This is a genomic window from Marinobacter sp. (genome assembly GCF_041690455.1).
GTDB lineage: Bacteria > Pseudomonadota > Gammaproteobacteria > Pseudomonadales > Oleiphilaceae > Marinobacter.
In genome coordinates this window covers 1-25,496 of record NZ_JAWLHI010000061.1, presented here as the reverse complement: position 1 = coordinate 25,496, position 25,496 = coordinate 1, and the positions used below count along the sequence as shown (strand labels likewise).

The following is a 25,496-nucleotide window of genomic DNA, read 5'->3' as shown; positions in this document are numbered from 1 at the left end:
GGCCAGGACTGGTGGGACAACGCCCATCGCTACCAGCTGTTCTGTCGGGTTGCCGCCATGATGGCAAGCGGTCAGCTGGGGCTTGGCTGGACGCCGGACATCGTGCACTGCAATGACTGGCAGTCCGCCCTGGTTCCGGTTTTCCTGGATCATCTGCCCAGCCGGCCGGGCACGGTCTTCACCATTCATAACCTGGCTTACCAGGGCCTGTTTTCCCAGCAGACCTTCCGGGCATTGGGGTTGCCGGATTCACTCTGGCGTTTTGAACGACTGGAATTCCACGATCAGCTGTCCTTCATCAAGGGCGGATTGGTCTATACGGACAGGATCACTACGGTCAGTCCCACTTACGCACGGGAAATCCAGACCCCGGAGTTCGGCTACGGCCTGGATGGCCTGCTGAGATACCGCTCTGATCGACTCTCCGGAATCCTGAACGGTATCGATACCCGGATCTGGAACCCCTCGGATGACCGATATCTCGATTTTCAATACGGGCCGGAGAGCCTAAGCAACAAGAGCCAGTGCAAGGCCAGGCTTCAGCACCAACTGGGACTTGAAGTCAACGGCGCGCCTCTGCTCGGGTCGATTGGACGGCTGGTGGAACAAAAGGGTATCGATTGGCTTCTGGCTGTCATTCCGCCGTTGCTTGAAAAAGGCTGCCAGTTTGCCATTCTCGGTTCCGGGGAGCCCCGGTACACGGATCCGCTGCGGACGCTGGCACGCAACCACCCGCAACAGATTTCCCTGACCGTCGGTTATGACGAGCCCCTCGCTCACAGGATCACAGCCGGAGCCGATATGTTCCTGATGCCGTCCCGCTTCGAACCCTGCGGTCTCAACCAGATGTTCAGCCTCCGCTACGGGACCATCCCGGTTGTTCATGCTGTCGGCGGTCTGAAGGACACGGTAGTGGATCCAGGTCAGGCTGCAGCTAGTCGTACCACAGGCTTCAGTTTCGACAGGCCCAATGCAGATGCCTTTCTGAATGCTATCGATCGGGCCCTGGCGTATTACCGCAACCGAAAGCAATGGATGCACCTGCAACGTAATGGGATGGCCGGTGATTATTCCTGGAAGTACCGGGCCCGCGAATACCTGACACTCTACCAGTCGATTCTGTCCGAACGGTGCAGGCATAACTGACGACAAGGCAGCAGATCCCTTTTCAGGAGGACGATCATGAGCAAGGTCACTGAGTTCCGGCTTGAAGCAAGCCCCAGGGTTCCGGAAGGTCTTGAACGACTGGAAGTACTGGCTAACGACCTGTTCTACAGCTGGGATCACGGTGTGAGGAATCTGTTTGCCCGTATTGACCAGGTACTCTGGCAAAGGGTGGAACATAATCCGAAGCTGTTTCTGCGTCGGGTGGCGCAGGAGCGCCTGGACGAGGCCGCACAGGACCGTGCGTTCCTTGCAGAGTACCGCCAGGTTCTGAGCAGTTACGATGTCTATGTGGAGTCCGAGCCAGGTCCGGAAGTCACCGAAATACTGGACCCGGCGCGGGATCTGGTGGCCTATTTCTGCGCGGAGTTCGGTTTCCATGAGAGCTTTCCAATATACTCCGGCGGCCTCGGCATCCTCGCGGGCGACCATTGCAAGGCGGCCAGTGACCTGGGCCTGCCCTTCGTAGCCGTCGGCCTCTTATATCAACAGGGCTACTTCATTCAGAGCATCGACCCCCAGGGCCACCAGATTGCCCGTTACAAAACACATTCCAGCGACGAACTTCCTATCTCCCCCGTGGAGGTAGACGGGGCACCACTGAAGATCACCGTGCCCTTCCCCGGTCGGACCGTAACCGCAAAAGTATGGGAAGCCCGGGTCGGACATATCCGTCTCTACCTCCTGGACAGCAACACCGCGGAAAACAGCACCGAAGATCAGAACCTCACGCTCCAGCTCTATGGCGGCGACGAGTCCACCCGGATCAGTCAGGAAATGCTGCTCGGAATCGGGGGTACCCGGGTGCTGGAGGCTCTGGGCCTGAAACCCACCGCGTGGCATATCAATGAAGGACATGCCGCGTTCCAGATTCTTGAGCGTTGCCGGCAGTTGATCCAGCAAGGCATCGCGTTTGAGGCTGCGCTGGAAGCGGTTGCCGCATCAACCCTGTTCACCACCCACACGCCTGTCCCGGCCGGCCATGACATCTTCTCGCGAGAACTGGTGCAACATGCTCTCGGCAGTTACCTGGAAGAATCCGGGCTGGATTTCGAGAAAGTCTTTGGCCTGGGCACCCGGGATGGCGGGCACAGCTTCAACATGACCAGCCTCGGGCTGCGCGGATCCCGTTTTCACAACGGCGTCAGCCGCATCCACGGTGGCGTGGCATCGCAAATGGAGGGGTATGTCTGGCCGCAGGTTCCCTCTTCCGAGAATCCGCTCGGCTATATCACCAACGGCGTCCACGTGCCGACGTTTCTGGCCCCGGAATGGGCAAGCCTGTTCGATATTCAGGCACCCACCTGGAAAAGCGAACTGCGGAATCCCGATTTCTGGCAATTCGTTGACCACATTCCCGATTATCACTACTGGAGCGTCCACAAGGCTCTGAAGCAGCAAATGGGCGAATTTGTGGTGGAACAACTGGCACGCCAACACGAGCGCAACGGCACCGGTCACTCGGTAACGGAACGGATGACACGACAATTGGTGTCTCCCGAAAAGGACACTCTGGTCATCGGATTTGCGCGGCGGTTTGCCACCTACAAGCGCGCCACCCTGATATTCTCGGACCTGGAACGCCTCGAGCGCCTCCTCACCAATCCCGATCATCCCGTGGTGTTGATCTTCGCCGGTAAGGCACACCCGAAAGACAGGCCGGGGCAGCAACTGATCAAGGTCATACACGATCTCTCGATGCGGCCCTCGCTCATGGGCCACATAATTCTCCTGGAGGATTATGACCAGGCCATGGCCCGTTATCTGCTCGCCGGTGTCGACGTCTGGCTTAACAACCCGGAGTATCCGAAGGAAGCCAGCGGCACCTCCGGTGAAAAAGCAGCGCTGAACGGTGCCCTTAATCTCAGCGTCCTGGATGGTTGGTGGGGCGAGGGTTACGACGGCACCAACGGCTGGGCCATCACCCCCAGGGATACCGGCCTTGACCCGGAATTCCGCAATGAAGAGGAAGCCCGGGATCTCCTGGACCTGCTGGAGTTCGAGATTGTACCGCTTTACTACGACCGCGCCTCTCAGGGCTACTCAAAGGGCTGGGTAGCCCGCTCGAAAGCCTCCATGAAGACCATCACGCCCCGGTTCAACAGCCAGCGTATGGTGATGGACTATGTGGAACGCTACTACGAGCCGGCCTCCGCCCAGGGCCAGAGATTACTCGCCGATGGTGCCCGGGCAGCCCGCGAACTGGCAGAGTGGAAGGCCCGGGTGCGCGAAGCCTGGCCGGGTGTGTCTCTGTCCGTTGTTGGCTGCGTGGAGTGTCGCTGCGCCTATGACGAAACGGTAGAGTTACGGGTAGAGGCGGTGCTCAATGGTCTGACAGCGGAGGATGTTCGGGTAGAGTGCCTGGTCACGCCGGAATGCACCGGTAGCCACGAAGCGCCCGGCACGGACCGATTCCTGCTCACCATGGAAAGCGAACAGGACGGTATAACGGTGTTTGCGACAGAGGTCCCACCGCCCTATCCCGGCCTGCAGACGCTCCGGTTGCGTATGTATCCCTATCACCCCGCTCTCTCCCACTTGCTTGAGATGGGGGCAATGCTCTGGGTTTAGCGGGAATTCGCCTGCAGTGCTGTGACCACCGGATTGGCGTACATATCAAGCAGATAGGGCCGGATCGCCGGCTCACAGGCCTCCAGCCGCCGTTCCATCTCTGCCTCTGCGGCTGCCATATCTGCCGGTGACCAGGTTTCCGCAGTCACGACCGACTCGGTCACCGTTTCCGGCGTTGCGTGTGAGTCCGGATGGAAACCTCGCTGCTGGTAGGCGACCAGGTTCGAGGCATGCAGGTGGTAATTGGCGTGCATTTCGTGATCGATCCGGCTCGCCAGTTCCTTGGGATTTTCCGGGGAGTCCGCAATAGGCGCGCCGAAGTGCACATGCACGTGGCCCTTGAAACCGGTCAGGCCCTTGACGATCTGCTCGCTGTCCTCTCCCTCGGTCTTGGTGTAGCTGCCGGTCCGTGCCCGTGTCTCCAGCTCTTTGGCCTTGTCGACGTCGCAGGGATCGTATTCGTAGGAAATGGAAACCGGCACGATATGCAGGCGGTTCATGGCCTCGCCGAAGCTCAGGCCACTCTTCTTGCGGCTCATGTAGAACATCTTGATGATGGCCGGATCGGTGTAATCCAGACCATCCTTGGCGCGACCTTCCCGCTGGGCAATCCAGATGCTGTGATTGGTGTCGATGCTGTGACTGATGAATGCAGAGAGCGTCATGTACGCGTCCCGCATCTCCCGCGGGCTGGTCATGTTCCTGCGCACCACAAAGCTTTTGTTGAGCCGCATCATCTCGGCAAATACCCGGTTCTGGAGCAGGTTGTCACCAATGGCGATACGCGTGGTGTAGAAGCCGTTCTGGAACAGCAGGTAGTTCACCACCATGGGATCGAACACAATGTCCCGGTGGTTGGAGATGAACAGGTGAGCACTGTGTTTGTCCAGGTTTTCCAGACCACTGGTCGTGACCCGGGTGGTGGTGCCCTCAACCAGCTCACCCACGTAGGTGGACAGCCTGGCCTGCAAGTCATCCACGCGGGTGAAATGACCGAAATGGCTGATCAGCCAGCGGCGGAGGAAAAACCGCAGTACCGCGGGCGCCCAGCGCTCCAGGGTGGGCGACTTGAAACGCCCGACCATGTCGAGAAACTCCCGGTCATTGACCAGGCGCTGGATGGCCGGACCAGTTTCTTCGTCCGAATACGGACGGATGGCATCAAATTCTTGCATTGAAACCCTGTTGTTATCGTATCTAACGGATTACGCCGGGAAATGTCTGATTCAAAAACCGCGATATTGTAGCGTTTCTGAGGCAGCTTTGCCTCACCCGAAAGGCGCCTTGACCAACCCGCCGGATTATTCTGGTATCATCCCATCCGCGCCACGGACATGGCGGCATCTCCCTGTCATTTTCTTTCCCCTCATGGACGACACACACGGCTCAGCTATGCAACTTGACCAGGATTTCGAACAACTCGCCACAGAAAGGCCCACCGCGACCCGGAGAGACCCCGAGCAGGTACTGCACGAGGTTTTCGGTTACGAATCATTCCGGCCATTGCAGGGTGACATTGTTCGCGAAGTAGTCAATGGCGGAGATGCCCTGGTCCTGATGCCCACCGGTGGCGGTAAATCATTGTGCTACCAGGTGCCAGCGCTGGTGCGGCCGGGTACGGCGATTGTCATATCGCCGCTGATTGCCCTGATGCAGGACCAGGTCGCCGCATTAAGGGAGCTGGGCGTCAAAGCGGCATTCCTGAATTCCACCATGGATCTGGAGCAGGCCCGCGCCACCGAGTATGCCCTGACCACCGGCGAGCTGGACCTGCTCTACTGCGCGCCTGAGCGGCTGATACAGCCCCGGACCATCGAACTGCTGCACAACGCCTCGATTTCACTGTTCGCCATCGACGAGGCCCACTGCGTCTCCCAGTGGGGACACGATTTCCGCTCGGATTACCTGCAACTGAGCATGCTGGCCGGGGAATTTCCCGGTATTCCGCGCATCGCGCTAACAGCCACTGCCGACGAGCGCACCCGCAAGGAAATTGCCGAGCGGCTGTCACTGACCGAAGCCCGGCATTTTGTCAGCGGTTTCGACCGCCCGAACATCCAGTACCGCATCGCCCCCAAGACCAATGCCAACAAGCAGCTGCTGGATTTTATCCGGGCTGAACACGATGGCGAGTGCGGCATTGTCTACTGCCTGTCCCGTAACAAGGTGGACTCCACCGCACGCATGCTCGCGGACAAGGGCTTCACCGCACTGCCCTATCACGCCGGTCTGAACGCCGAGCAGCGGGCCAGGCACCAGGAACGTTTCCTGCGGGAAGACGGTGTCATTATTGTTGCCACCATTGCCTTCGGCATGGGTATCGACAAACCCGACGTCCGCTTTGTCGCCCACCTGGATCTGCCCAAGAGCCTGGAAGCCTACTACCAGGAAACCGGCCGGGCCGGTCGGGACGGCAAGCCTTCCACAGCCTGGATGGTGTACGGTCTGCAGGATGTCATCAAACTGCGCCAGATGCTCGAGGGCTCCCTGGGTAATGACCAGTTCAAGCGCGTCGAACGCCAGAAGCTCGATGCCATGCTGGGCCTGTGCGAGGTTACCAGCTGCCGCCGCCAGGTGCTGCTGCGTTATTTCGGCGATGATCTGGATGAGCCCTGCGGCAACTGCGACACCTGCCTGAATTCGCCGGAAACCTGGGATGGCACCGTGGCAGTCCAGAAAGCGCTTTCCTGTGTTTACCGCACCGGCCAGCGTTTCGGCGTAACCTATCTGATCGATGTCCTGCGGGGCTCGGAGAACGAGCGCATTCTGCAGGCCGGCCACGACCGGGTGTCCACCTACGGTATTGGCACCGAGCTGAGCGCCAACGAGTGGAAATCGGTGTTCCGGCAATTGGTGGCCAACGGTTACCTCAGGGCTGATCCCGAGGGCTACGGCGCCTTGCAGCTGACCGAACGCTGCCGCCCACTGCTTAAGGGCGAGGAAACGGTCTGGCTGCGCAAGGACCCCGTGCAGAAAAAGACCTCTTCAGGGCGCAGCGGCTCAGGGCGCAAAAGCTTCGCCGCCGACCAGATCGTGGACCAGGCTGCCTGGGATCATCTTCGCGCCTGCCGCAAGGGCCTGGCCGACAAGCAGGGTGTGCCGCCCTACGTGATCTTCCATGACACCACCCTGTTCGAAATGATGGAACGCCGGCCCAGTACCATTGAGGAACTTGGCGAGATCAGCGGTGTCGGTGCCGCCAAGCTGGAGAAGTACGGCGAGACCTTCCTCAAGGCCATCGCCGAACTGGAGTCTGTCTAGGCCGCCTCTTCGCCCTGGAAGCCCTTCTTCCGAACCCGGTAATGGGCGATCGAAGTCGCCACGTGGTTGCCTTCCTGATCGGTGAGCGTTCCCTCCAGAGTAAACTTTGCCCTGCCGGTGGCGTCGGCATCGGCGCGGATAGCCGCTACCTGGTCCGGGCTCAGGGAAAACTCCACCGTGACATCCGAGTTCGCAGGCTGCAGGAACTGCAGGGTCATTTCCTTGAGAATCGGCGTGAAGGACGGGCCCAGGTCGAACAACGTCAGAACACCACCAGGAATTTCGGCCACCAGGAAATAGGCGCCAGCGTACAGGCTGCCAAAGTGGTTCTTGTTGCCCTTCAGGCGGATCCTGGCGCGGACATAGCCCGGCCGGACCTCCTCCACGCGAAAGCCATTACGGGGTGCAAAGGGGATGGACAGGCCGATGATCCGGTTGACCGCCGCATAGCCTCCGGTTTTCTTGAGCCATTCCATTGGGCGTGCGAGCGTAGCTTTGGGGTCCGTTGAGGCCACCCATTGGCCTGTTGCTCCGATAAGGTTGTCTATCAATGCCATAACGGTATCCTGTGATTCGGTTGTCGGGATCATTGCAATCACCTGACCGGACCGCAAGCCCGGGCGAAGTTTTTCAGCTACCGGGCGGCGATCTGCGACGTCTGTCACACCTTCTGTTAAACTTCTCGAAGATGCCAACTGGCCTGACCCAAAACTCACTCTTTTCTGATGACGGGAGCCTCTCTGAATGCCCCACGATGAGCTGCATCTCAATCTCCGCAACCTGACGCTGGACGACTACGAACAGCTTCAGGCTCTGATGGACCTGGTTTATGACGACATCGGTGGTGCCTGGCCCAAAGAGACGATCAAGGCATTGGTCGAGCAGTTTCCCGACGGGCAGATCTGTATTGAGGACAACGGCCAACTGATTGCGGTGGCGCTGACGGTTTGCGTGAAATACGAGCGGTTCAGCAACCCGCACACCTACGACGACCTGATTCTGCGCAACGAGAAAATCTGGCACAACGCTAACGGCGACTCCCTGTATGGTCTGGATGTGTTCATCCACCCGGAATACCGGGGCTATCGTCTGGGCCGGCGTCTGTACGAGGCCCGCAAGGAACTGTGCCGGTCCATGAACCTGCGGGCCATCCTGGCCGGTGGCCGGATCCCGAACTATTACAAGTACAAGGACCAGTACACCCCGGCCGAGTACATCCAGCGTGTGGACCGCAAGGAAATCTACGATCCGATCCTGAGCTTCCAGCTTTCCAACGATTTCCAGGTCACCCGGCTGATGCACAAGTACCTGCCGGAAGACGAAAAATCCCTGGGCTATGCCACCCTGCTGGAATGGCGGAACATCCTCTATACACCGCCGTCTCCGGTGCTGAACGTCCGGAAAACCCAGGTTCGCCTCGGTGCCGTGCAATGGCAGATGCGGGAATTCACCTCGGTGGATGAGGTGCTAAAGCAGGTGGAGTACTTCGTGGACGCCCTCTCCGACTACAAGAGCGACTTCGCCCTGTTCCCCGAGTTCTTCAACGCGCCTCTAATGGGCCTGACGGACCAGATGGACCAGACCCGTGCGATCCGCTTCCTCGCCGGCTTCACAGAACAGTTCCGGGATGAAATGTCGGAAATGGCGGTCAGTTACAACATCAACATAATCACTGGCTCCATGCCCCTCCTGGAGAATGATCGCCTGTTCAACGTATCCTACCTGTGCCACCGTGACGGCCGGGTGGATGAGCAGCGCAAGATTCATATCACCCCGCACGAGCGTCGGGACTGGGTCATTGAGGGTGGCGATACCTTCGAAGTGTTCGAAACCGATGCCGGACGAGTTGCTATCCTGATCTGTTACGACATCGAGTTCCCGGAGCTCGGACGAATCGCAGCCAGCCAGGATGTGGATATCATCTTTGTACCGTTCTGGACCGATACCAAGAACGGCTATCTGCGGGTTCGCCACTGTGCCCAGGCCCGGGCGATCGAAAACGAATGTTACGTCGTAATTACCGGCAGTGTCGGCAACCTGCCCAAGGTGGAGAACCTGGACGTACAGTACGCCCAGTCTTCAGTGTTCTCGCCCTCGGATTTTGCCTTCCCGCACGATGCGGTCATGGCTGAAACCACGCCCAACACGGAGATGATCATGTTCTCCGACATGGACCTGGAAAAACTGACACTGGTTCGTAACGAAGGGTCGGTAAATAACCTGAAGGACCGCCGGGAAGATATGTACGAGATACGGGTGAAATCCCCGGATCAATAAAAACAGTGCCCTCTCACTATTAAGGAAGTGCCTGAGAGGGTTACCGTAGGACACTGATGGAATTGCCAATACCCTAAACAGTGTCTATTGTTTAATCATTATCCAGCCTGTCCGATCTGTGGACAGGTCGCAGTGGATAGGGATCTTAGCAGAGAGCAGGATTCATGAACGAAGCATTACCGGATCTCATTGCCCGTTTCAGGATCAAGCGGGGCCTGTTCCGCAAGGAGTTGGTGGAGGCCTCCGTCTTCGAACTCGACAGCTACGGCTGCGTGATGAAAACCGACAAGGTCTTCGAGCCCGGCGACAGCCTGACCCTGGATTTGGTCATGGATATGCCCTTTGAAGAAATCTGTGCCGAAAGCGTTTCCGGCCTGGTGACCGAGCGTAGAAAGCACTGCAGCAATTTCTTCTACTCGATTGATTTTTCAGAGTTTGAACCTGGATCGCCGAATGGCGACAAGCTCAAGCGGATTCGCGAAGTGCTGTCCAGAAAACTGTCTCTGAAGTCCCGCCGTACATCCTCAGGGTCCATCTCCGGCTTCCGGCAAATGGCCTGATCGTTACTGTCCGTTCCAACCCATCCGTAAGGAGACATTTCATGGCGAAGAAAGCCAAACCGAGCGTCGACAAGATCGTAAAGAAGGTCAACAAGGAATTCGAGAAAACCTCGTCCCAGATTGAAGGGCTCGTCAACGACGCCCTGAAGCAGTTCGACAGCCTGCAGACCCAGATCGAAGAACCGGTACGTAAACTGCTCACGGAAGTGAACGAGCTCCGGGAACGGGAAATGAAACGTTTCAACGAGGAATTCGAGCGTCGCCTGAATGAATTCCACGAACTCCAGAGCAGTATTCTGGAAAAGCTTGGTATCGCTGCCAAGGAAGCTGGCTCTGACGTCAAACAGCTGACGGACGAAGCCAGCAAGGAAGCACAGGCCGCCGCCAGGAAGGCCGCGCCCAAGAAGACGGCGACGAAGAAGAGCACTACCAAGGCGAAGTCCACGACCGCTGCGAAGAAATCCCCGGCCAGGTCTTCCGCCAAAAAGGCAGCCAAGCCGGTGGATAAGAGCGACCTGACCCTGGTGAAGGGTATTGGCCCGGCAACCGCGAAGAAGATGAAGGACGCAGGCATTAACTCCATCGACCAGATTGCCAACCCATCTGCGGCTGACAGCGAGAAACTGAAAGCCTTCAAAAGCATCAAGGGATTTGACCAACTGACCGCCGAAGCCAAGAAAGTTATCTGATGCAAACGCCTGACCAGCCTGTTTTACGGGACATTGTCCTGATTGGCGGCGGGCACAGCCACGTCGGGGTCCTCAAGCGGTTCGCCATGAACCCGGTCCCCGGTGTGCGCCTGACCCTCATCTGCCGCGACACCCACACCCCCTACTCCGGAATGCTGCCTGGCTATGTGGCCGGCCATTACAGCTATGACGACGTCCATATCGACCTGAGCCGGCTTGCGGAATATGCCGGAGCGCGTTTCTACCGGGACGAGGCCATCGGTATCGACCGGACCAACAAGCGCATTCTCTGTCGGAACCGGCCGAACGTGCCCTACGACATTCTCTCCATCAATATCGGCTCCTCGCCAAGGGTGAGTGAAGTCGAGGGTGCGGAGGAGCATGCTGTACCGGTGAAGCCCATCAACGGCTTCAACCAGCGCTGGCTGTCGCTGCTGTCACGCATCGAGAACCACGAGGGCCCAATGTCCGTCGCGGTGGTTGGTGCCGGTGCAGGAGGCGTCGAGCTGACCCTCGCCATGCAGTTCCGGCTCCGGAACGAGCTCTCACAGCGCGGCAAGGATCCCGATCAGCTGCACTTTCATTTGTTTGACGCGGCGGACCAGATCCTTCCCACCCATAACGCAAAAGTGCGGGTAGTATTCGAGCGCAAACTGTCGGAACGGGGTGTAAAGGTGCATCTCGGTTCGCCGGTTTCCAGGGTTGAATCTGGCCTGCTGACCTCGGATTCAGGCGAGACCCTGCAGGTGGATGAAGTGCTCTGGGTTACCCGGGCCGGCGGTCCCACGTGGCTGGAGGAAACCGGCCTGGCCCTGGACGAGGGCCGTTTCATCCGGGTACGCGACACCCTGCAGAGCGAAAACGACGACAGCATTTTTGCTGCCGGCGATATTGCGAACGTGATCAATCATCCGCGGGAGAAAGCCGGCGTGTTCGCCGTGCGTCAGGGACCGCCCCTGGCGGATAACCTGAAACGACTGGCCACCGGCAAACAGACCCGCAACTTCTATCCCCAGAAGAAATGGCTGGCTCTGATCAGTACCGGCGACAAGTACGCAGTTGCCTCTCGCGGTGATGTGGAGTTCCACGGCCGCCTGGTATGGCGCTGGAAGGACTGGATTGATCGGCGGTTCATGCGCAAATTCAGTGACCTTCCGGCCATGGAAGAGTCCACCAAGCTGCCGGATACCGCAGCGGCCCATAGCGCCGAGGAAGCGTCCCAGGCGATCTCCGCCGTGGCCATGCGTTGCGGTGGTTGCGGCGCCAAGGTCGGTAGTACCGTTCTCTCCCGTGCACTGAACGAGCTCAAGCCTATTGAGCGGGACGATATCATCATCGGCCTGCACGCTCCGGACGATGCCGCCGTTCTGCGGGTACCGCCCGGCAAGGCCGTGGTCCATACCGTCGACTTCTTCCGGGCCTTTATCGACGACCCCTACGTGTTCGGCAAGGTTGCTGCCAATCACAGCCTTGGCGACGTATTCGCGATGGGTGCCGAAGCCCAGAGCGCGACAGCGGTGGCAACGGTGCCCTACGGTATCGAATCCAAGGTGGAGGATGTTGTTTACCAGATGATGTCCGGTGCCGTGGAAGTCCTCAACGAAGCCGGCTGCGCCCTGGTAGGCGGCCACACCGGCGAGGGCAAGGAACTGGCGCTGGGCTTCGCGGTGAACGGCCTGATCGATCCTGAAGAAGTGATGAGCAAGGGTGGCCTGCGGGCCGGAGACGTCTTGATCCTGACCAAGCCCATCGGCACAGGCACCCTGTTCGCCGCTCATGCCCGGCTTGCTGCCAAGGGACGCTGGATCGATTCCGCGCTTACGTCCATGATCCAGTCCAACAAGCTGGGGGCCGAGTGTTTACGGCGCTATGGCTCCAGGGCGTGCACGGATGTCACCGGTTTTGGATTGCTGGGCCACCTGGTGGAAATGACCCGCCCGTCCGGCGTGGATGCGGAGCTGAATCTTTCCGCCATTCCGGTATTACCGGGGGCGGAAGAAACCGCTGCCGCAGGCATCCTGAGTTCGTTGCAACCGGCCAACATCCGTTTGCGGCGTGGCATTCGCGATCAGGAGAAATGGGTGAATCACCCCCGCTACCCGCTGATCTTCGATCCCCAGACCGCCGGCGGTCTGCTCGCCAGTGTTGCTGCTGGCCAGGCCGAAGCCTGTGTTCGGGAGCTGAAGGAGCTTGGCTATCCGCACACCGCGATTATCGGCCGGGTTCTGCCCCAGGATGAGTCAGGCCCCATCGAGCCGATCAGCCTGAAGGATTAGCCAGAGCCAGCACGAACTCGCTCAGAACAGCGTTGGCAGGCAAGCGCCAGCGCCTGTTCCAGGCTTGCCTGCTCCCGTACCGGGGTAAATCGTGCGGCAAGCCGGGCCGCCCGGGATGCCAGGTCCTGAAGAAACTCCGGTTCGGCCTCGGCTTTGCGCAGCAGTTCGGCCAGCGCCCGTTCGTCCCGGACCGGAAAATAGCCCGGATAGTCGTCTCCCAGCAGGCCCCGGCTGCCGGGGATATCACTGGCGAGAACCGGAATGCCGGCCCTGCAGGCTTCGGAAACCACATTGGCGCCGCCCTCCATCACCGAACTGATCACCATCACCCGACTGCCGGTGAGCAGCTCCCGGGTACCCTGCTCGTCCAGTTGCCCGAGCCACTGGAATCTCGGATTATCGGCGGCTTCCAGTTCGGCCATTCGCCGCCATTTATCGTTATAAGCCTTGCCCGCTGTAATCACCCGGATTCGGGATTCGTCAGGTAGCAGCCTTGCGGCCCAGGCCGCCCGCAGGGAATCCTTTTCCTCCCGCAGATGGCCGATAACGCACACCCGAAAACCCTCGGTCGGCTGTTTCGGCGCGGGAGGTGGTGCAATGGCAGACTGATAGAGGGTGATGAGTTTGTCCCGAAAACGGGCGGGGATATCCTCCGCTACCCGATCATGCAGGCCAATCAGGACATCAGCGGCGTCCATGGTGGCAAGGGTAGGTTCGGGAAATTCGATCTGGTGACGGTAGATATCGGTGCCGGTCAGCACCACGATCAGCGGTATATTGGGCCAGAGCTCCCTGAAACGGCTTACTGCATCGCGGCTGCGCCAGGCATGCAACGCAATGAAAAGATCACAGGCTTCACCCTGATAATCCGAGACAACGTCCACCCGGTGGCCAGCATTTTCAAGTAATCTTTGCCAGCGTTCCGCCGTGGCCCGGTTGCCGGCCCGAGAGCCCGGAGCGGCAGGAGTAATCATTATTATTTTCATCGAGTGCAATGCCGGTAATCACCTGAAAGAAAGAAGTTTTTGGCTGAGCCAATAGAACGTGCCAATCGTATAGCTGTTCAGAGTTCAGGTAAATCAAGGTATCCTGACTCTCCTCTTGAACCAACCGAAACAGGGATTTCAAATGGCTTTGAAATTTATACGGAAATTCGTGGCCTCCAGCCTTCTTTTCATGACTGCCGCCTCCGCAAGCGGGGAGACGTTTGTGTTCACTGCAATCCCCGATGAGGACGAGACCAAGTTGGTAGAGCGCTTTCGTGGCGTTGCTGACTACCTCTCCGAGCAGCTGGACGTAGATGTCCGATACATCCCGGTAAAATCCTACGCAGCGGCGGTCTCCGCCTTCCGTAACAATCAGGTTCAGCTGGCCTGGTTCGGTGGTTTGTCCGGCGTTCAGGCCCGCCGTCTGGTCCCCGGCTCCGAGGCCATTGCCCAGGGCGTGGAAGACGAAGCCTTCCAGACCTACTTCATTGCCAACACCAGCACCGGGATTGACCCGGCTGAGGAGTTGGCCGAGCTGGAAGACCAGCTCCGGGGCAAGACCTTCACCTTTGGCTCCAAAGGCTCCACCTCGGGCCGCCTGATGCCGGAGTTCCATATCCGCGAGACCTTCAATGAGGCGCCGGAAGATGTCTTCGGCCGGGTCGGCTTCAGCGGCAACCACACGCGTACCCTGCGCCTGGTCGAGGCCGGCACCTATGAAGTCGGCGCCCTCAACTTCCAGGTCTGGGAAAAGGAACTGGAGAACGGCAACATCGATACCAACGCCGTCCAGGTGATCTGGGAAACACCGGCTTACCCGGACTACCAGTGGACCATCCGTGGCGACGTGGATGAACGCTTTGGCGATGGCTTCAAGGCCCGCGTGAAGGAAGCCCTGCTGGCTCTGGATGATCAGGAACTCCTGGAGAGCTTCCCCCGTTCCGGCTTTATCCCCGCTTCCAACGAGGACTATGAGCCCATCCGCCAGACCGCTGAAGAGATTGGAATCCTTGATTGATGTCCGGATTTGATCTCTCGGGCCTAAAGGCTTCATTCGGGGGAGAGCGCGTCCTCGGGCCGCTCTCCCTTCGTGTTCGGGAAGGTGAGAAGGTTGCCCTTGTCGGGAAGAGCGGCGCGGGCAAATCCACGCTGATCCGCCTGATCCACGAGCAAGTGGGCCGCAACTCCTCGCTGGTTCCCCAGGAATTGGGCCTGGTCAACGCCCTGCCCGTTTTCCATAACGTGTTCATGGGTCAGCTGGACAAGCATTCCACCTGGTACAACACCCTGACCCTGATCCGGCCCTTTGCCGCCGACCGCGCTGCGGTGAAAGACCTGCTGAACGATCTGGGCATGGCCGAGAAAGTTTGGATTCCCACGGCGTCCCTGTCCGGCGGACAGCGCCAACGGGTTGCCATTGCCCGGGCAATCTACCGGAATGCAAGCCTGCTGCTGGCGGATGAACCGGTCTCGGCGCTGGACGGCCCCAGAGCCCATCAGGTGATGGCCCTTCTGAGGGACCGATTTGCCACCAGCGTCATTGCCCTGCACGATGTAGAACTGGCACTGCAGTACTGCAACCGGATTGTCGGCATTCAGGACGGCCTGGTGGAACTGGACGAACCCAGCGACCGCCTGTCGCCCTCCGACATCATGTCCCTGTACTGAGGTTATCGGCGGATCCATGCTTTCCTATCCCACGGTCAGAGCCAGCCTGATTTTTGTCGCCGTCGCGATCGTAGGGCTGCTGTTTGCGGATATCGCCATCACCGCCTCCAATCCCTGGCGGGACCTGGGCAACTTTTTCCTGGGCGTGGTTACCCCCAACTTCTTCAGCTCCGAGGGACTGCTGACCGCCCTGTTGCGTACCGTGGCCTTTGCCTTCGTGGGCGTGGCGCTGGGCAGTTTCTTCGGCTTCCTGCTGGCACTGGTGTATCGCCTCCTCCCGGTGCGGATCTTCTGCGCCTTTATCAGGGCGATCCATGAGCTGTTCTGGGCACTGATCTTTCTCCAGTTCTTTGGTTTTCACCCGCTGACCGGGGTATTGGCCATTGCCATTCCCTATGCGGGGATCTTTGCCAAGGTTTACTCTGAGATCCTGGAAGAAGCGGACCCTGAACCGCGGCGCCTGTTGCCGCCGGGTACCGGCATGATTGCGGCGTTCCTGTATGCCCGCATCCCGGATGTCTGGGACCAGATGCGGACCTACACCGCCTATCGTCTGGAATGCGGTCTGCGTTCCAGTGCCATCCTCGGTTTCGTGGGCCTGCCCACGCTTGGCTTCTACCTTGAGTCTTCATTCTCCCAGGGTCTCTACTCCGATGCCGGGGCCATGCTGATCCTGTTTTACGTGCTCATCGCCACCATTCCCCTTTGGGTGCGCCCGAAACTGCTGCCACTCTACATCCTGGCGGCACCGTTCTTCCTGGGCGAAGGCCTGCCCATTGTCTGGGGTAATGTGGAACGTTTCTTCACCGAGGACATCATTCCCGCGCCCCTCCGCAGTGGTGAGGGCATGGCTGGGATGGTGCCCTGGCTCAGTGACCTGATGGTGAGTGAAGCGCTGCCCGGGATCTGGAATACCGTCCTGCTGACCCAGATTGCCCTGGTTGCCACGGGTATCCTGGCGCTGCTCGCGTTCCCCCTGATCTCCAATCATTTCGGTGGGCCGGTACGCCGGACCAGTGGCCACGTATTCCTGGTCATCGCCCGATCAACCCCGGAATACATCCTGGCCTACATCCTGCTCCAACTCTGGGGGCCCTCGATGCTACCCGCCGTGGTTGCCCTGTCCCTCCATAACGGCGGTATTATCGGACACCTGATCGGCCGTCAGACCAACACCCTGCGGCTGCGCCCCGACGCACCCACCGGTTTCAACCGGTACACCTGGGAACTGGCTCCCCGGGTCTACCGGTCATTCCTGGCATTCCTGTTCTACCGCTGGGAAATCATCATGCGGGAAACCGCCATTCTCGGCATTTTGGGTATCTACACCCTCGGCTTCTACGTGGATAGCGCCATCCAGAACATCCGCTTTGACCGGGCCATGGTACTCATCCTGATTACGGCGCTGCTCAACATTGGCGTTGATGCCCTGGGCCGCTATATCCGCCGCAAGCTCGCCCTGCAGACCATGCCCACCTGCTGACGCCGCCTGAGACCGGCGTCACAAGTTGGCAAACCTTTGCCCGACCCGCGATAAATTGCTGAACCGTTGGCAGTTTTCTGTCGTTACAGATTGTTACAATCGCTTCGTTCAGGAAGATAATCAAGGTGGTCGAGGATATGTGGTATTGGCTGGTGCCGTTCACACAGGCGGGCTTGTTTGCACTTTTGCTCTTACTCGGGGTTCAGATGTTCCGGCTATCAAGGGAGGGAGTGCTGGTCCACGCAACTGGTGACGAGCAAACCCACGCTCCGGGTCGCAACGAAAACCAGGCGGCGAAGGCGTCAAACAGCCGATACCGCACCGAACTTTTTACCCAGCTTCATATCCTGGCCGCGCTGCAGGAACGGGAGTGCCGGAGCAAAGGATTGGACCGTCCTGAGATGACTACGATCGTCGGTTCCTGTGCCGCGGCCTGGCTCTACGGTGCCGGTTGCGCCCTGTGCGACGAGTCGGATCGCCACTCTAAAACCCTCGCCGGCCTGGTTGCTCACATTGTCAGCCGGAAAACCGGCATCGACCGGGTAGAGGCGCTTTCGGTCATTGACGAACTGACGGCCAGCGGTGTCCATCTTGCCTGCTTTCGCGGCGGTCTGGACGGGGCCAGACACTGGCGGGAGCACAACCATGTTCCCGGCCAATCCGGTCTTTGTGAACTGATTGCCGGTCACACGTTCATCTAGTGAAATTAACGAGCCCAGAAGGTAAGTTTCATCGGGTTACCACCGACGGGCTCTTCGGCACTCTGCAGGTCGATCCGCCATTCCATCTCGGAGCCGGTGGTGCAGAACGGCGCGGTGAACCGGGCGGTCCAGATGTCACCCTCCTGGTGCTGCAGGGGAATCGGGTACTCGCCCATATACATGGATTCGCCCCGCAATACCGCGAGAAAACGGTCGGGAGCTTCAGGCGCATTTACCGTGAGCTGGAACTCCGTGCCCTGGTCCCCTTCGCCGAGCGGCTCCAGCGCGACCAGCCAGCTGCCCTCTTCCCCTTGCCACTGGCAATCCCGTTCCAGCAGATCGCAGCGGGGCTCATCCACCCCTGACGACTCGTCTGATTCGGGAGAACTCAGGAAACGGGGGCCAAACACCAGTAACGCCACCAGCCCGATAATCAAACCTGTAACCGCAATCGCCCGTATCATTACCCACCTCTTTTTGCCAAAGGCGCATTATGGGGATTTCCCCTGCCAAGGCAAAGGTTTCTAAACAGGCGCCAGTCGTGAGAAAATACTGCGCCTCCTAACTTATGGTTCCACCTTCTGACACAGGACACGCCCGTGCAACCGGATATTTCCGTCAGGCACCTGAACAAAACCTATGGTGACGGCTTCCAGGCGTTGAAAGATATCAACCTGGAGATCGAACGCGGCGAGATCTTCGCCCTGCTCGGTCCGAACGGCGCCGGCAAGACCACCCTGATCAGCATCATCTGCGGCATCGTCAACCTGACCAGCGGTGAGGTAAAGGCCGCCGGCTATGACATCGTCAAGGATTACCGGAAAGCCCGGGAAACCATCGGCCTCGTTCCCCAGGAACTGAACACTGATTCCTTTGAGACCGTCTGGGATGCGGTTTCTTTCAGCCGCGGGCTGTTCGGCAAGGCACCGAACCCGGACCACATCGAGAAAACCCTCAAGGCACTGTCGCTCTGGGACAAGCGCAACAACCGGATCATGTCCCTGTCGGGCGGCATGAAGCGGCGCGTAATGATCGCCAAGGCGCTGTCCCACGAACCGCAAATCCTGTTCCTGGATGAGCCGACCGCGGGCGTGGACGTGGAACTCCGGCGGGATATGTGGGAGATGGTGCGCAAGCTGCGTGAGAACGGCGTCACCATCATCCTGACCACCCACTACATCGAAGAAGCCGAGGAAATGGCGGACCGCATCGGGGTGATCCGGCAGGGGGAAATCATCCTGGTGGAAGACAAAGCCCAGCTGATGACCAAGCTCGGCAAAAAGGAGCTCCGCCTCCAACTCCAGCACAAACTCGACGAAGTGCCCGGTGAGCTGACCCTGGAACCGGTGGAACTGGCCAACGATGGCTGGGAGCTGATCTTTACCTTCGATTCCCAGCAGGAGCAGGCCGGCGTGGCTCGGCTGTTGCGCACCCTGGGCGATCTCGGGATCGAATACCGGGATCTGCAGACCCGGGAAAGCTCCCTGGAAGAGATTTTTGTCGGCCTCGTTCACGAGTAGCCCGACCTGACGGAGAATTGAATGAACCTCTACGGTATCCGCGCAATCTACAAATTCGAAATGGCCCGGATGAAACGCACCGTGATGCAGAGTGTGCTCTCACCGGTGATTTCCACCTGCCTGTACTTCGTGGTGTTCGGTTCGGCCATCGGCTCGCGCATGGGCGATATCGACAACATCAGTTACGGTGCCTATATCATTCCCGGCCTAGTGATGCTGTCCTTATTGATGCAGAGCATTTCCAACGCTTCCTTCGGCATCTACATGCCCAAGTTCTCCGGCACCATCTACGAGGTGCTCTCGGCACCGGTCTCCTATGTGGAGGTCGTCATCGGCTATGTCGGTGCGGCAGCAACCAAGTCGGTGATCCTTGGCCTGATCATCCTAGCCACCGCCAAACTGTTCGTGGACTACACCGTGCTGCATCCATTCTGGATGCTGTCGTTCCTGGTGCTCACATCAATAACCTTCAGCCTGTTCGGTTTCATCATCGGCATCTGGGCGGACGGCTTCGAGAAGCTGCAGATCGTGCCGATGATGATCGTCACACCGCTCGTCTTCCTCGGCGGCACCTTCTACTCCATCGATATGCTGCCGGAGATCTGGCAGACCATCAGCCTGTTCAACCCGGTGGTGTACCTGATCAGCGGCTTCCGCTGGGCGTTCTACGGGGTGTCTGATGTGCACGTGGGTATCAGCGTGGGCATGACCATGGTGTTCCTGGCCCTGTGCATGACCGCCGTCTGGTGGATCTTCAAGACCGGCTACCGGCTGCGCTCCTGATGGCCGCTTTTCGATGGGCCAGCCTTGCGCTAGCATCTGCCCTTGTCGCCGGGTGCGGGGTTAGCGCCACCCCGGCCCAGACTGATTTGCCCGTAATCAATGCGTGCTTCATAACAGATTCAGACTCTGTTCCCGTGGTCCTGGAAGTGGCCAGCACGTCGGAACAGAGACAGGTAGGACTCATGGGGAGGACAGAGTTGCCGGCAAGCCACGGCATGCTGTTCCAGTATGAGGAAGCAAGGGAACCGAAGAACGGCTTCTGGATGTACCGCACCCTGATTCCCCTGGATATCGCCTTTCTGGACCGGGAAGGCACCATTCGCAACATCCGCGCCATGGTGCCCTGCTCCGCCTCACAGGGGACGAGCTGCCCCATCTACCCGGCAGGCGTCCATTACTGGTCCGCCGTGGAGATGAATGCCGGCTACTACCTGGCCAACGGCATCGAGGTAGGAGACCGGCTGGTCCTGGGTGGAGAGGATTGTCTGGCAGCGGACTAGCTGTCCTTCCACTCCGGCTTGCGCTTTTCCAGAAAAGCGCAGATGCCTTCCTGGGCGTCGTTGGCCTGCATATTCTCCGCCATGACCGTTGACGTGTACTCGTAGGCCTCCTCCAGTGGCATTTCCAACTGGCGGTAGAACGCACTCTTGCCGATCTTCAGGGTATGGCCGGATTTCTCTGCAATAGTGCGCGCCATCTGATAGACGATTTCATCCAGAACCTGCTCATCCACCACGCGGTTGACCAGCCCCATCTGCTCCGCCTTCGGCGCACTGACCAGCTCCCCGGTCAGCAGCATTTCCATGGCGTGCTTGCGGGAGACATTCCGGGACAGCGCCACCATCGGGGTGGAACAGAACAACCCGATATTCACGCCTGGCGTCGCAAAACGCGCGGTATCCGCGGCAACCGCCAGATCACAGGACGCTACCAGCTGACACCCCGCTGCTGTGGCAACCCCCGCCACCCGGGCAATCACCGGCTTGGGCAGGTTCACGATCTGCTGCATCACCTTGCTGCACAGATTGAACAGACCCAGCTGGAAGTCATGACTGTCGAACTGATCCCGGATCTCCTTCAGATCGTGCCCGGCGCAGAACACATTACCGCGCGCGGCCAGAACCACGACCCTTGTCTCCGGGTCATCCGCTACCCGCTCAAGCTCCACCGACAAGGCCTCCAGCATGGCCATGGAAAGGCTGTTGCGGCGCTCCGGCTGATTCAGAGTGAGTGTAGTGATACCGTTTTCCGCGTAGTGCGTTACCAGCGCATCGCTATTATCCGTCATGGTATTAATCTCCTGAACGTGTTGTCATTCTTTTGATTCAGTATCAGTCACGAGTACGAGTCTGTCGAAGGGACTTTGGTCGGATCTATCGAACCAACCGGCAGATCAACTGCCACTGTTGCAATTACACCATCCGTCCACAAGTCTATAGGTAAACCTGCTGCCGAAACCGGAGGGGGACCCGATGTCCAAGTCACTGATTCTCAAAATCATCGTGGCCATCGCCATCATTGGGGGCGGTATCTTCGTCATTATCAAAGACGATCCACGGCCACCGACAGGTGATATCAACAGCATTCAGCCACTGCCAGAACAGGACAACCCATGACCCAACCCAAACGCGTCTACCTGGCTGGCCCGGAAGTATTCTTCCCGGCAACCGAGCATCATACCGTCGTGGCCGAGAAAAAATGTATTCTCCGGGAGTTGGGCTGGGAAGGCGTGGATCCTCTGGATACCGAACTGGAATTCGGCGACGCCGACCCTCCCCAACAGCGCGGCTTCAGGATATACCGCGCCAACCGCGAACTGATGGACAGCTGCGATGCCGTTATTGCCAATCTCACCCCCTTTCGCGGCATCAGCGCCGATCCAGGCACCGTATTCGAAGTGGGTTACATGATCGGCCAGGGTAAACAGGCGATTGGCTATAGCCTCAACCCCCTCACCTACCGCCACCGGGCCGGAAACCGCACCCACGATGATCTCGGCCACGCCATCGAGGATTTTGGCCTGGCAGACAACCTGATGATCGAGTGCGGAATCGTCGAGTCCGGTGGCCAGCTGTTTGTGGCGGAGCACCGGTCCGAGTTGGAGTTCTTTGACGCGGAGCTGTTTGAGAAGTGTGCGCGGGCACTTGAAAACTGAAGCCCTGATAATGGTGAAAGACCATATCGAAGAGCAGTAAGGAATAGCCTCTTGCAGACCACACGGATCAAAGGCCTGACCATAGCCGCCCTGGGCGTCCTGTTTATTGTCCCGGACGCCCTGCTGGTAAAAATCACCTCGGTACCGCCGGTGGTTTTCCTGTTCTGGCGAGGCCTGTTGCTAACCTTCAGCTTCTGGCTGATCAGCTGGCTGAGATACCGCGACCGCCTGACAACAGAGATCAGGCGCTGCGGCTGGAAAGGCATCTTCTGCGCAGGCGCCTTCGCCGTCAGCACCTTGGGTTTTGTGGTGGGCATGAAAAACACAGCCGCCGGCAACGTACTGGTCATTCTCAACACCGCACCCGTCATCGCCGCGCTGATTGCCTGGCTGATCTGGAAAGAAACCCTGCCCTGGAGAACCTGGATCGTTATCCTTGTTTGCGTCACAGGCGCAACCTTCATGGCCATCGGCGAACTGGGCAAAGGCGACCCTCTCGGCCTTATCATGGCCGGCATCGCCGCCACCGCCCTCGCCTCCAACCTCAACGTCGCCCGCTCCCGACCCGACTGCGACATGAGCGTGATGCTGATGTTTGGTGCCCTGGCCCTGGCCATTGTTGCGGCATTTATGGGCGGCGCCGAACTTCTCTCTGCCAGAGATGCTTTTTTCATCGGCTTGCTGTGCCTGGTCTTCCTGCCCATGGCCTGCATTCTGATCCAGATCGGGCCACGCTACATTCCGGCGGCGGAGGTCAGTTTAATGCTGTTGCTGGAAACTGTGTTGGGATCTTTTCTAGTTTGGCTGTTTCTGGGGGAAGTGCCGCCGAAGCTTAGTCTGATTGGTGGGGTGATTGTTTTCTCAGCGCTGGCTGCCCATGGCTGGATCGAAGTTAGACGGTATCGCAAAGCGCGGGTGGCATGAGCCACAGAATTATGGTGCCCGGAGCCGGAATCGAACCGGCACGGCCTTGCGGCCGAGAGATTTTAAGTCTCTTGTGTCTACCAATTTCACCATCCGGGCATTCGGAGGGAGGTTTTGAGGGGCAGAATTGTATAAGGGCATGTGCCGTAACGCAATTCTGAATCGGGGTGTCGTCAGGTTTCTGCTGGCTTAACTGCCCTGCCCTTGTAGATGTAACCGGCGATCTTCGGAGCGCTCGGGATGTAGAGGTTTTCCAGTTCCCGGATCTCGAAGCCGGCTTCGCGGATGAGGTCGGCGATGTGTCGGTTGAGGTGGCAGCCGCCGGCGACTTTTTTCCAGGCTGGGGTGATGCGGTGCTGCCATTTTTTCACGCCGTGATGGTCGGATTCCCCGTGTTCCAGGAAGATCAGTTCGCCGCCCGGTTTGAGGACGCGCTTCATCTGTTGCAGGGCGGCGTGCCAGTCGGGGATGGTGCACAGGGTGAAGGTGAGCAGGACGGTGTCGATAGTGTTGTCATCCAGGGGAATCCTTTCACCGGGCAGGTCCAGCCACTCGACTATGATGTTCGAGCGCCGCAGGTTTGGTTGGGCTTTGCGCCGCATGCCTTCCGAGGGTTCCAGGCCGTAAACCAGGTCGACTTTGTCGGTGTCGTAGAATTCGAGGTTGATGGCCGATCCCATGCCCACTTCCAGCACGGTTCCCCGGGCGTGTGGCACCACCTGGCTCCGCAGCTTCATCACCTGGCCCATGGAGCAGGCCTTGTCTATGATGTGTGGGAGTATCCGGTCTTCGTAAAAGCTCATTGGTGTCACCATAATTGTTATAAATCAAACGGTGCGACAATCTGCCCTATCGGTTCTGCCGTGCTATTGGGTAGCATGGTAGTCATCTGCCGGTAATTACAACATAACAAGATGAGCTAAGGCAGCGGCTGGGCGGGTGCCCGTAGTGCTCGCTCTAATTGTGATGTGTGGGTTTACCGGAGGTTCCCATGGAACTAGATCCCCTCTTACTATCGCGAATCCAGTTCGCGTTCGTGGTGTCATTTCACGCTATCTTTCCGGTGTTTACCATCGGTTTGGCCTCCTATATTGCGGTGCTGGAAGCCCTGGGCTTCAAGACCGGCAATCCGGTGTGGCTGAAGCTCTCGGGCTTCTGGACCAAGGTCTTTGCCGTGGTGTTCGGCATGGGCGTGGTCTCCGGCATCGTGATGTCGTTCCAGTTCGGTACCAACTGGAGCAACTTCTCCCAGGCCACCGCCAACTTCCTCGGGCCGGTACTCAGCTATGAGGTGATCACCGCGTTCTTCCTGGAAGCCGCGTTCCTGGGTGTGCTGCTGTTCGGCCGCAACAAGGTGCCGCCCGGCGTGCACCTGTTCGCCGCGATCATGGTGGCCTCCGGCACCTTCATCTCGTCGTTCTGGATTCTCTCCGCCAACAGCTGGATGCAGACCCCGGCCGGCTTCGAACTGATTGACGGCGTGTTCCATGTCACCTCCTGGAGTGAGGCGATCTTCAACCCCTCCTTCCAGTACCGCTTCATGCACATGGGCCTGGCCTCGTTCCTGACCGGCAGCTTCGTGGTGGCCGGCGTCAGTGCCTGGTACATCCTCCGGGGGCGGGAAGTGGAGGCCAACCGCAAGGCGCTGTCCATGTGCCTGTGGCTGATCCTGTTCATCGCCCCGGCCCAGCTGGTGGTGGGTGACTTCCACGGTCTGAGCACCCTGGAGCACCAGCCCACCAAGGTGGCGGCGATGGAAGGCAACTGGGAGACCTCCTCCAACGTACCGCTGCTGCTGTTCGCCATTCCAGACCAGGAAGCCCAGACCAACCATTTCGAGATCGGCATTCCGAGCCTGGCCAGCCTGATCCTGACCCACGAATGGGACGGGGTGGTTCCGGGCCTGAAGGACGTGCCCCGGGCGGAGCAACCGCCGGTGGCCATCGTGTTCTGGTCGTTCCGGATCATGGTGGGTATCGGCACCCTGATGATCGTGGTAGGCCTGGTTGGCCTGGCGCTGCGTCGCGGTGGCCGTTACTTCCAGTCCACCTGGTTCCTGCAGGTGCTGCGGGTGATGAGCATTGCCCCGTTCATTGCCGTGTTGACCGGCTGGTTTGTCACCGAAGTGGGCCGGGCCCCGTGGCTGGTGTACGGCATCATGGACCAGGCTGCGGCAGTGACCCCGTCACTCACCGGTGGCATGGCGCTGTTCACCCTGATCGGCTACATCGTGGTCTACGCGGCGGTGTTCTCGGCCGGCGTCTACTACCTGATGCGGGTGCTGTACGTGGGTCTGGAAGACCGGCATGATGAGGAAGAGCACGAAGCCGAACGTCCGGCACGGCCGCTCTCCGCGGCTCATGTACCGTTCGAATATGGCGACGACAAACACAGCAACCCGGCCAAGCAGGGAGGTCACTGATTATGGAACTCTTCGATCTGCCCCTGATCTGGGCATTCATTATCGGCTTCGGCATC

At 59.1% G+C, this 25,496-nt stretch carries 24 protein-coding genes and 1 tRNA gene; 18 read left to right on the top strand and 7 right to left on the bottom strand.

Translation table 11 applies throughout. The annotated features are described in order from the left end of the window. The coding region (glgA, locus tag ACESMW_RS14410; RefSeq protein WP_372987715.1) for a glycogen synthase GlgA at nucleotides 1–1,146 on the top strand (1,146 nt) is incomplete at its 5' end. A gap of 36 nt (nucleotides 1,147–1,182) precedes the next feature. After that, on the top strand, nucleotides 1,183–3,735 hold the full coding sequence (glgP, locus tag ACESMW_RS14405; RefSeq protein WP_372987714.1) for an alpha-glucan family phosphorylase: 2,553 nt from the start codon (nucleotides 1,183–1,185) through the stop codon (nucleotides 3,733–3,735). On the opposite strand, the gene ACESMW_RS14400 is transcribed toward glgP, so the two are convergent. Then, entirely contained in the window at nucleotides 3,732–4,910 is a 1,179-nt protein-coding gene (locus ACESMW_RS14400; protein WP_372987713.1) for a 1-acyl-sn-glycerol-3-phosphate acyltransferase, read from the bottom strand. The genes glgP and ACESMW_RS14400 overlap by 4 nt on opposite strands. A 217-nt stretch (nucleotides 4,911–5,127) precedes the next feature. Between ACESMW_RS14400 and recQ the strand changes: the two genes are divergently transcribed. Then, nucleotides 5,128–6,996: a DNA helicase RecQ gene (gene recQ / locus ACESMW_RS14395; RefSeq protein ID WP_372987712.1), complete on the top strand. Its 1,869-nt coding sequence runs from the start codon at nucleotides 5,128–5,130 to the stop codon at nucleotides 6,994–6,996. Here the strand turns inward: recQ and ACESMW_RS14390 are convergent. Further along, nucleotides 6,993–7,553, bottom strand: coding sequence for a PaaI family thioesterase (locus tag ACESMW_RS14390; protein WP_372987711.1), 561 nt, complete (start codon nucleotides 7,551–7,553; stop codon nucleotides 6,993–6,995). The genes recQ and ACESMW_RS14390 overlap by 4 nt on opposite strands. Nucleotides 7,554–7,740: 187 nt before the next feature. Between ACESMW_RS14390 and ACESMW_RS14385 the strand changes: the two genes are divergently transcribed. From ACESMW_RS14385 to selD, 4 genes are all read left to right on the top strand, one after another. Then, a complete protein-coding gene (locus tag ACESMW_RS14385; protein ID WP_372987710.1) occupies nucleotides 7,741–9,273 on the top strand; it encodes a GNAT family N-acetyltransferase in 1,533 nt (510 codons plus the stop codon). Between the two features lie 164 nt (nucleotides 9,274–9,437). Continuing rightward, entirely contained in the window at nucleotides 9,438–9,833 is a 396-nt protein-coding gene (locus ACESMW_RS14380) for a hypothetical protein (RefSeq protein WP_372987709.1), read from the top strand. A gap of 41 nt (nucleotides 9,834–9,874) precedes the next feature. Then, entirely contained in the window at nucleotides 9,875–10,522 is a 648-nt protein-coding gene (locus ACESMW_RS14375; protein WP_372987708.1) for a helix-hairpin-helix domain-containing protein, read from the top strand. Then, nucleotides 10,522–12,798 carry a selenide, water dikinase SelD gene (selD, locus tag ACESMW_RS14370; protein WP_372987707.1) on the top strand — a complete coding sequence of 759 codons (2,277 nt, stop codon included), beginning with the start codon at nucleotides 10,522–10,524 and terminating at the stop codon, nucleotides 12,796–12,798. Before ACESMW_RS14375 ends, selD begins: the two co-directional genes overlap by 1 nt. Here the strand turns inward: selD and senB are convergent. Beyond that, entirely contained in the window at nucleotides 12,795–13,772 is a 978-nt protein-coding gene (gene senB, locus ACESMW_RS14365) for a selenoneine biosynthesis selenosugar synthase SenB (protein ID WP_372987706.1), read from the bottom strand. The two genes, selD and senB, sit on opposite strands and share 4 nt — an antisense overlap. Before the next feature lie 154 nt (nucleotides 13,773–13,926). On the opposite strand from senB, the gene ACESMW_RS14360 reads away from it, so the two are divergent. The 4 genes from ACESMW_RS14360 to ACESMW_RS14345 all read left to right on the top strand — a co-directional run bounded on the left by ACESMW_RS14360 (nucleotide 13,927) and on the right by ACESMW_RS14345 (nucleotide 17,636). After that, nucleotides 13,927–14,802: a putative selenate ABC transporter substrate-binding protein gene (locus tag ACESMW_RS14360; protein ID WP_372987705.1), complete on the top strand. Its 876-nt coding sequence runs from the start codon at nucleotides 13,927–13,929 to the stop codon at nucleotides 14,800–14,802. Continuing rightward, nucleotides 14,802–15,452 (top strand): phosphonate ABC transporter ATP-binding protein, encoded by a 651-nt coding sequence (locus ACESMW_RS14355; protein ID WP_372987704.1) that lies wholly within the window; start codon nucleotides 14,802–14,804, stop codon nucleotides 15,450–15,452. Before ACESMW_RS14360 ends, ACESMW_RS14355 begins: the two co-directional genes overlap by 1 nt. A gap of 16 nt (nucleotides 15,453–15,468) precedes the next feature. Next, nucleotides 15,469–16,935 carry a PhnE/PtxC family ABC transporter permease gene (locus ACESMW_RS14350; protein ID WP_372987703.1) on the top strand — a complete coding sequence of 489 codons (1,467 nt, stop codon included), beginning with the start codon at nucleotides 15,469–15,471 and terminating at the stop codon, nucleotides 16,933–16,935. Between the two features lie 137 nt (nucleotides 16,936–17,072). Further along, nucleotides 17,073–17,636, top strand: a complete 564-nt coding sequence (locus ACESMW_RS14345) for a hypothetical protein (RefSeq protein ID WP_372987702.1) — start codon at nucleotides 17,073–17,075, stop codon at nucleotides 17,634–17,636. 5 nt (nucleotides 17,637–17,641) lie between these two features. Here the strand turns inward: ACESMW_RS14345 and ACESMW_RS14340 are convergent, their stop codons facing one another. After that, nucleotides 17,642–18,100, bottom strand: a complete 459-nt coding sequence (locus tag ACESMW_RS14340) for a hypothetical protein (protein ID WP_372987701.1) — start codon at nucleotides 18,098–18,100, stop codon at nucleotides 17,642–17,644. Nucleotides 18,101–18,235: 135 nt separating this feature from the next. Between ACESMW_RS14340 and ACESMW_RS14335 the strand changes: the two genes are divergently transcribed. From ACESMW_RS14335 to ACESMW_RS14325, 3 genes are read left to right on the top strand one after another with little or no spacing between them, the layout of a single operon-like run. Then, complete coding sequence (locus tag ACESMW_RS14335) at nucleotides 18,236–19,156, top strand: ABC transporter ATP-binding protein (protein ID WP_372987699.1); 921 nt, start codon at nucleotides 18,236–18,238, stop codon at nucleotides 19,154–19,156. Between the two features lie 21 nt (nucleotides 19,157–19,177). After that, a complete protein-coding gene (locus ACESMW_RS14330; protein WP_092006046.1) occupies nucleotides 19,178–19,939 on the top strand; it encodes an ABC transporter permease in 762 nt (253 codons plus the stop codon). Continuing rightward, nucleotides 19,939–20,439: a DUF192 domain-containing protein gene (locus ACESMW_RS14325; protein WP_372987698.1), complete on the top strand. Its 501-nt coding sequence runs from the start codon at nucleotides 19,939–19,941 to the stop codon at nucleotides 20,437–20,439. The genes ACESMW_RS14330 and ACESMW_RS14325 overlap by 1 nt, the downstream gene beginning before the upstream one ends. Here the strand turns inward: ACESMW_RS14325 and ACESMW_RS14320 are convergent. Beyond that, nucleotides 20,436–21,227 (bottom strand): enoyl-CoA hydratase, encoded by a 792-nt coding sequence (locus ACESMW_RS14320; protein ID WP_372987697.1) that lies wholly within the window; start codon nucleotides 21,225–21,227, stop codon nucleotides 20,436–20,438. The two genes, ACESMW_RS14325 and ACESMW_RS14320, sit on opposite strands and share 4 nt — an antisense overlap. 184 nt (nucleotides 21,228–21,411) lie before the next feature. On the opposite strand from ACESMW_RS14320, the gene ACESMW_RS14315 reads away from it, so the two are divergent. From ACESMW_RS14315 to ACESMW_RS14305, 3 genes are read left to right on the top strand one after another with little or no spacing between them, the layout of a single operon-like run. Then, nucleotides 21,412–21,555 carry a hypothetical protein gene (locus ACESMW_RS14315; protein WP_372987696.1) on the top strand — a complete coding sequence of 48 codons (144 nt, stop codon included), beginning with the start codon at nucleotides 21,412–21,414 and terminating at the stop codon, nucleotides 21,553–21,555. Further along, the gene (locus tag ACESMW_RS14310; protein WP_372987695.1) at nucleotides 21,552–22,094 is read left to right on the top strand and encodes a nucleoside 2-deoxyribosyltransferase; all 543 of its coding nucleotides are present in this window, start codon (nucleotides 21,552–21,554) and stop codon (nucleotides 22,092–22,094) included. The genes ACESMW_RS14315 and ACESMW_RS14310 overlap by 4 nt, the downstream gene beginning before the upstream one ends. A gap of 51 nt (nucleotides 22,095–22,145) precedes the next feature. Further along, nucleotides 22,146–23,018: a DMT family transporter gene (locus ACESMW_RS14305; RefSeq protein ID WP_372987694.1), complete on the top strand. Its 873-nt coding sequence runs from the start codon at nucleotides 22,146–22,148 to the stop codon at nucleotides 23,016–23,018. 12 nt (nucleotides 23,019–23,030) lie between these two features. Here the strand turns inward: ACESMW_RS14305 and ACESMW_RS14300 are convergent. Then, nucleotides 23,031–23,117: transfer RNA gene (locus ACESMW_RS14300), tRNA-Leu, on the bottom strand. A 74-nt stretch (nucleotides 23,118–23,191) separates the two neighbouring features. Continuing rightward, on the bottom strand, nucleotides 23,192–23,821 hold the full coding sequence (locus ACESMW_RS14295) for a class I SAM-dependent methyltransferase (RefSeq protein WP_372987693.1): 630 nt from the start codon (nucleotides 23,819–23,821) through the stop codon (nucleotides 23,192–23,194). 188 nt (nucleotides 23,822–24,009) lie between these two features. Between ACESMW_RS14295 and ACESMW_RS14290 the strand changes: the two genes are divergently transcribed. Beyond that, nucleotides 24,010–25,440 carry a cytochrome ubiquinol oxidase subunit I gene (locus ACESMW_RS14290; protein WP_372987692.1) on the top strand — a complete coding sequence of 477 codons (1,431 nt, stop codon included), beginning with the start codon at nucleotides 24,010–24,012 and terminating at the stop codon, nucleotides 25,438–25,440. The last annotated feature ends 56 nt before the right edge of the window (nucleotides 25,441–25,496 follow it).

Excerpts from the sequence above, each read along its gene's own strand:
- glgP (WP_372987714.1), top strand. The coding sequence starts at position 1,183 with ATGAGCAAGGTCACTGAGTTCCGGCTTGAAGCAAGCCCCAGGGTTCCG.
- ACESMW_RS14400 (WP_372987713.1), bottom strand. The coding sequence starts at position 4,910 with ATGCAAGAATTTGATGCCATCCGTCCGTATTCGGACGAAGAAACTGGT.
- recQ (WP_372987712.1), top strand. The coding sequence starts at position 5,128 with ATGCAACTTGACCAGGATTTCGAACAACTCGCCACAGAAAGGCCCACC.
- ACESMW_RS14390 (WP_372987711.1), bottom strand. The coding sequence starts at position 7,553 with ATGGCATTGATAGACAACCTTATCGGAGCAACAGGCCAATGGGTGGCC.
- ACESMW_RS14385 (WP_372987710.1), top strand. The coding sequence starts at position 7,741 with ATGCCCCACGATGAGCTGCATCTCAATCTCCGCAACCTGACGCTGGAC.
- ACESMW_RS14380 (WP_372987709.1), top strand. The coding sequence starts at position 9,438 with ATGAACGAAGCATTACCGGATCTCATTGCCCGTTTCAGGATCAAGCGG.
- ACESMW_RS14375 (WP_372987708.1), top strand. The coding sequence starts at position 9,875 with ATGGCGAAGAAAGCCAAACCGAGCGTCGACAAGATCGTAAAGAAGGTC.
- selD (WP_372987707.1), top strand. The coding sequence starts at position 10,522 with ATGCAAACGCCTGACCAGCCTGTTTTACGGGACATTGTCCTGATTGGC.
- senB (WP_372987706.1), bottom strand. The coding sequence starts at position 13,772 with ATGATTACTCCTGCCGCTCCGGGCTCTCGGGCCGGCAACCGGGCCACG.
- ACESMW_RS14360 (WP_372987705.1), top strand. The coding sequence starts at position 13,927 with ATGGCTTTGAAATTTATACGGAAATTCGTGGCCTCCAGCCTTCTTTTC.
- ACESMW_RS14355 (WP_372987704.1), top strand. The coding sequence starts at position 14,802 with ATGTCCGGATTTGATCTCTCGGGCCTAAAGGCTTCATTCGGGGGAGAG.
- ACESMW_RS14350 (WP_372987703.1), top strand. The coding sequence starts at position 15,469 with ATGCTTTCCTATCCCACGGTCAGAGCCAGCCTGATTTTTGTCGCCGTC.
- ACESMW_RS14345 (WP_372987702.1), top strand. The coding sequence starts at position 17,073 with ATGTGGTATTGGCTGGTGCCGTTCACACAGGCGGGCTTGTTTGCACTT.
- ACESMW_RS14340 (WP_372987701.1), bottom strand. The coding sequence starts at position 18,100 with ATGATACGGGCGATTGCGGTTACAGGTTTGATTATCGGGCTGGTGGCG.
- ACESMW_RS14330 (WP_092006046.1), top strand. The coding sequence starts at position 19,178 with ATGAACCTCTACGGTATCCGCGCAATCTACAAATTCGAAATGGCCCGG.
- ACESMW_RS14325 (WP_372987698.1), top strand. The coding sequence starts at position 19,939 with ATGGCCGCTTTTCGATGGGCCAGCCTTGCGCTAGCATCTGCCCTTGTC.
- ACESMW_RS14320 (WP_372987697.1), bottom strand. The coding sequence starts at position 21,227 with ATGACGGATAATAGCGATGCGCTGGTAACGCACTACGCGGAAAACGGT.
- ACESMW_RS14315 (WP_372987696.1), top strand. The coding sequence starts at position 21,412 with ATGTCCAAGTCACTGATTCTCAAAATCATCGTGGCCATCGCCATCATT.
- ACESMW_RS14310 (WP_372987695.1), top strand. The coding sequence starts at position 21,552 with ATGACCCAACCCAAACGCGTCTACCTGGCTGGCCCGGAAGTATTCTTC.
- ACESMW_RS14295 (WP_372987693.1), bottom strand. The coding sequence starts at position 23,821 with ATGAGCTTTTACGAAGACCGGATACTCCCACACATCATAGACAAGGCC.
- ACESMW_RS14290 (WP_372987692.1), top strand. The coding sequence starts at position 24,010 with ATGGAACTAGATCCCCTCTTACTATCGCGAATCCAGTTCGCGTTCGTG.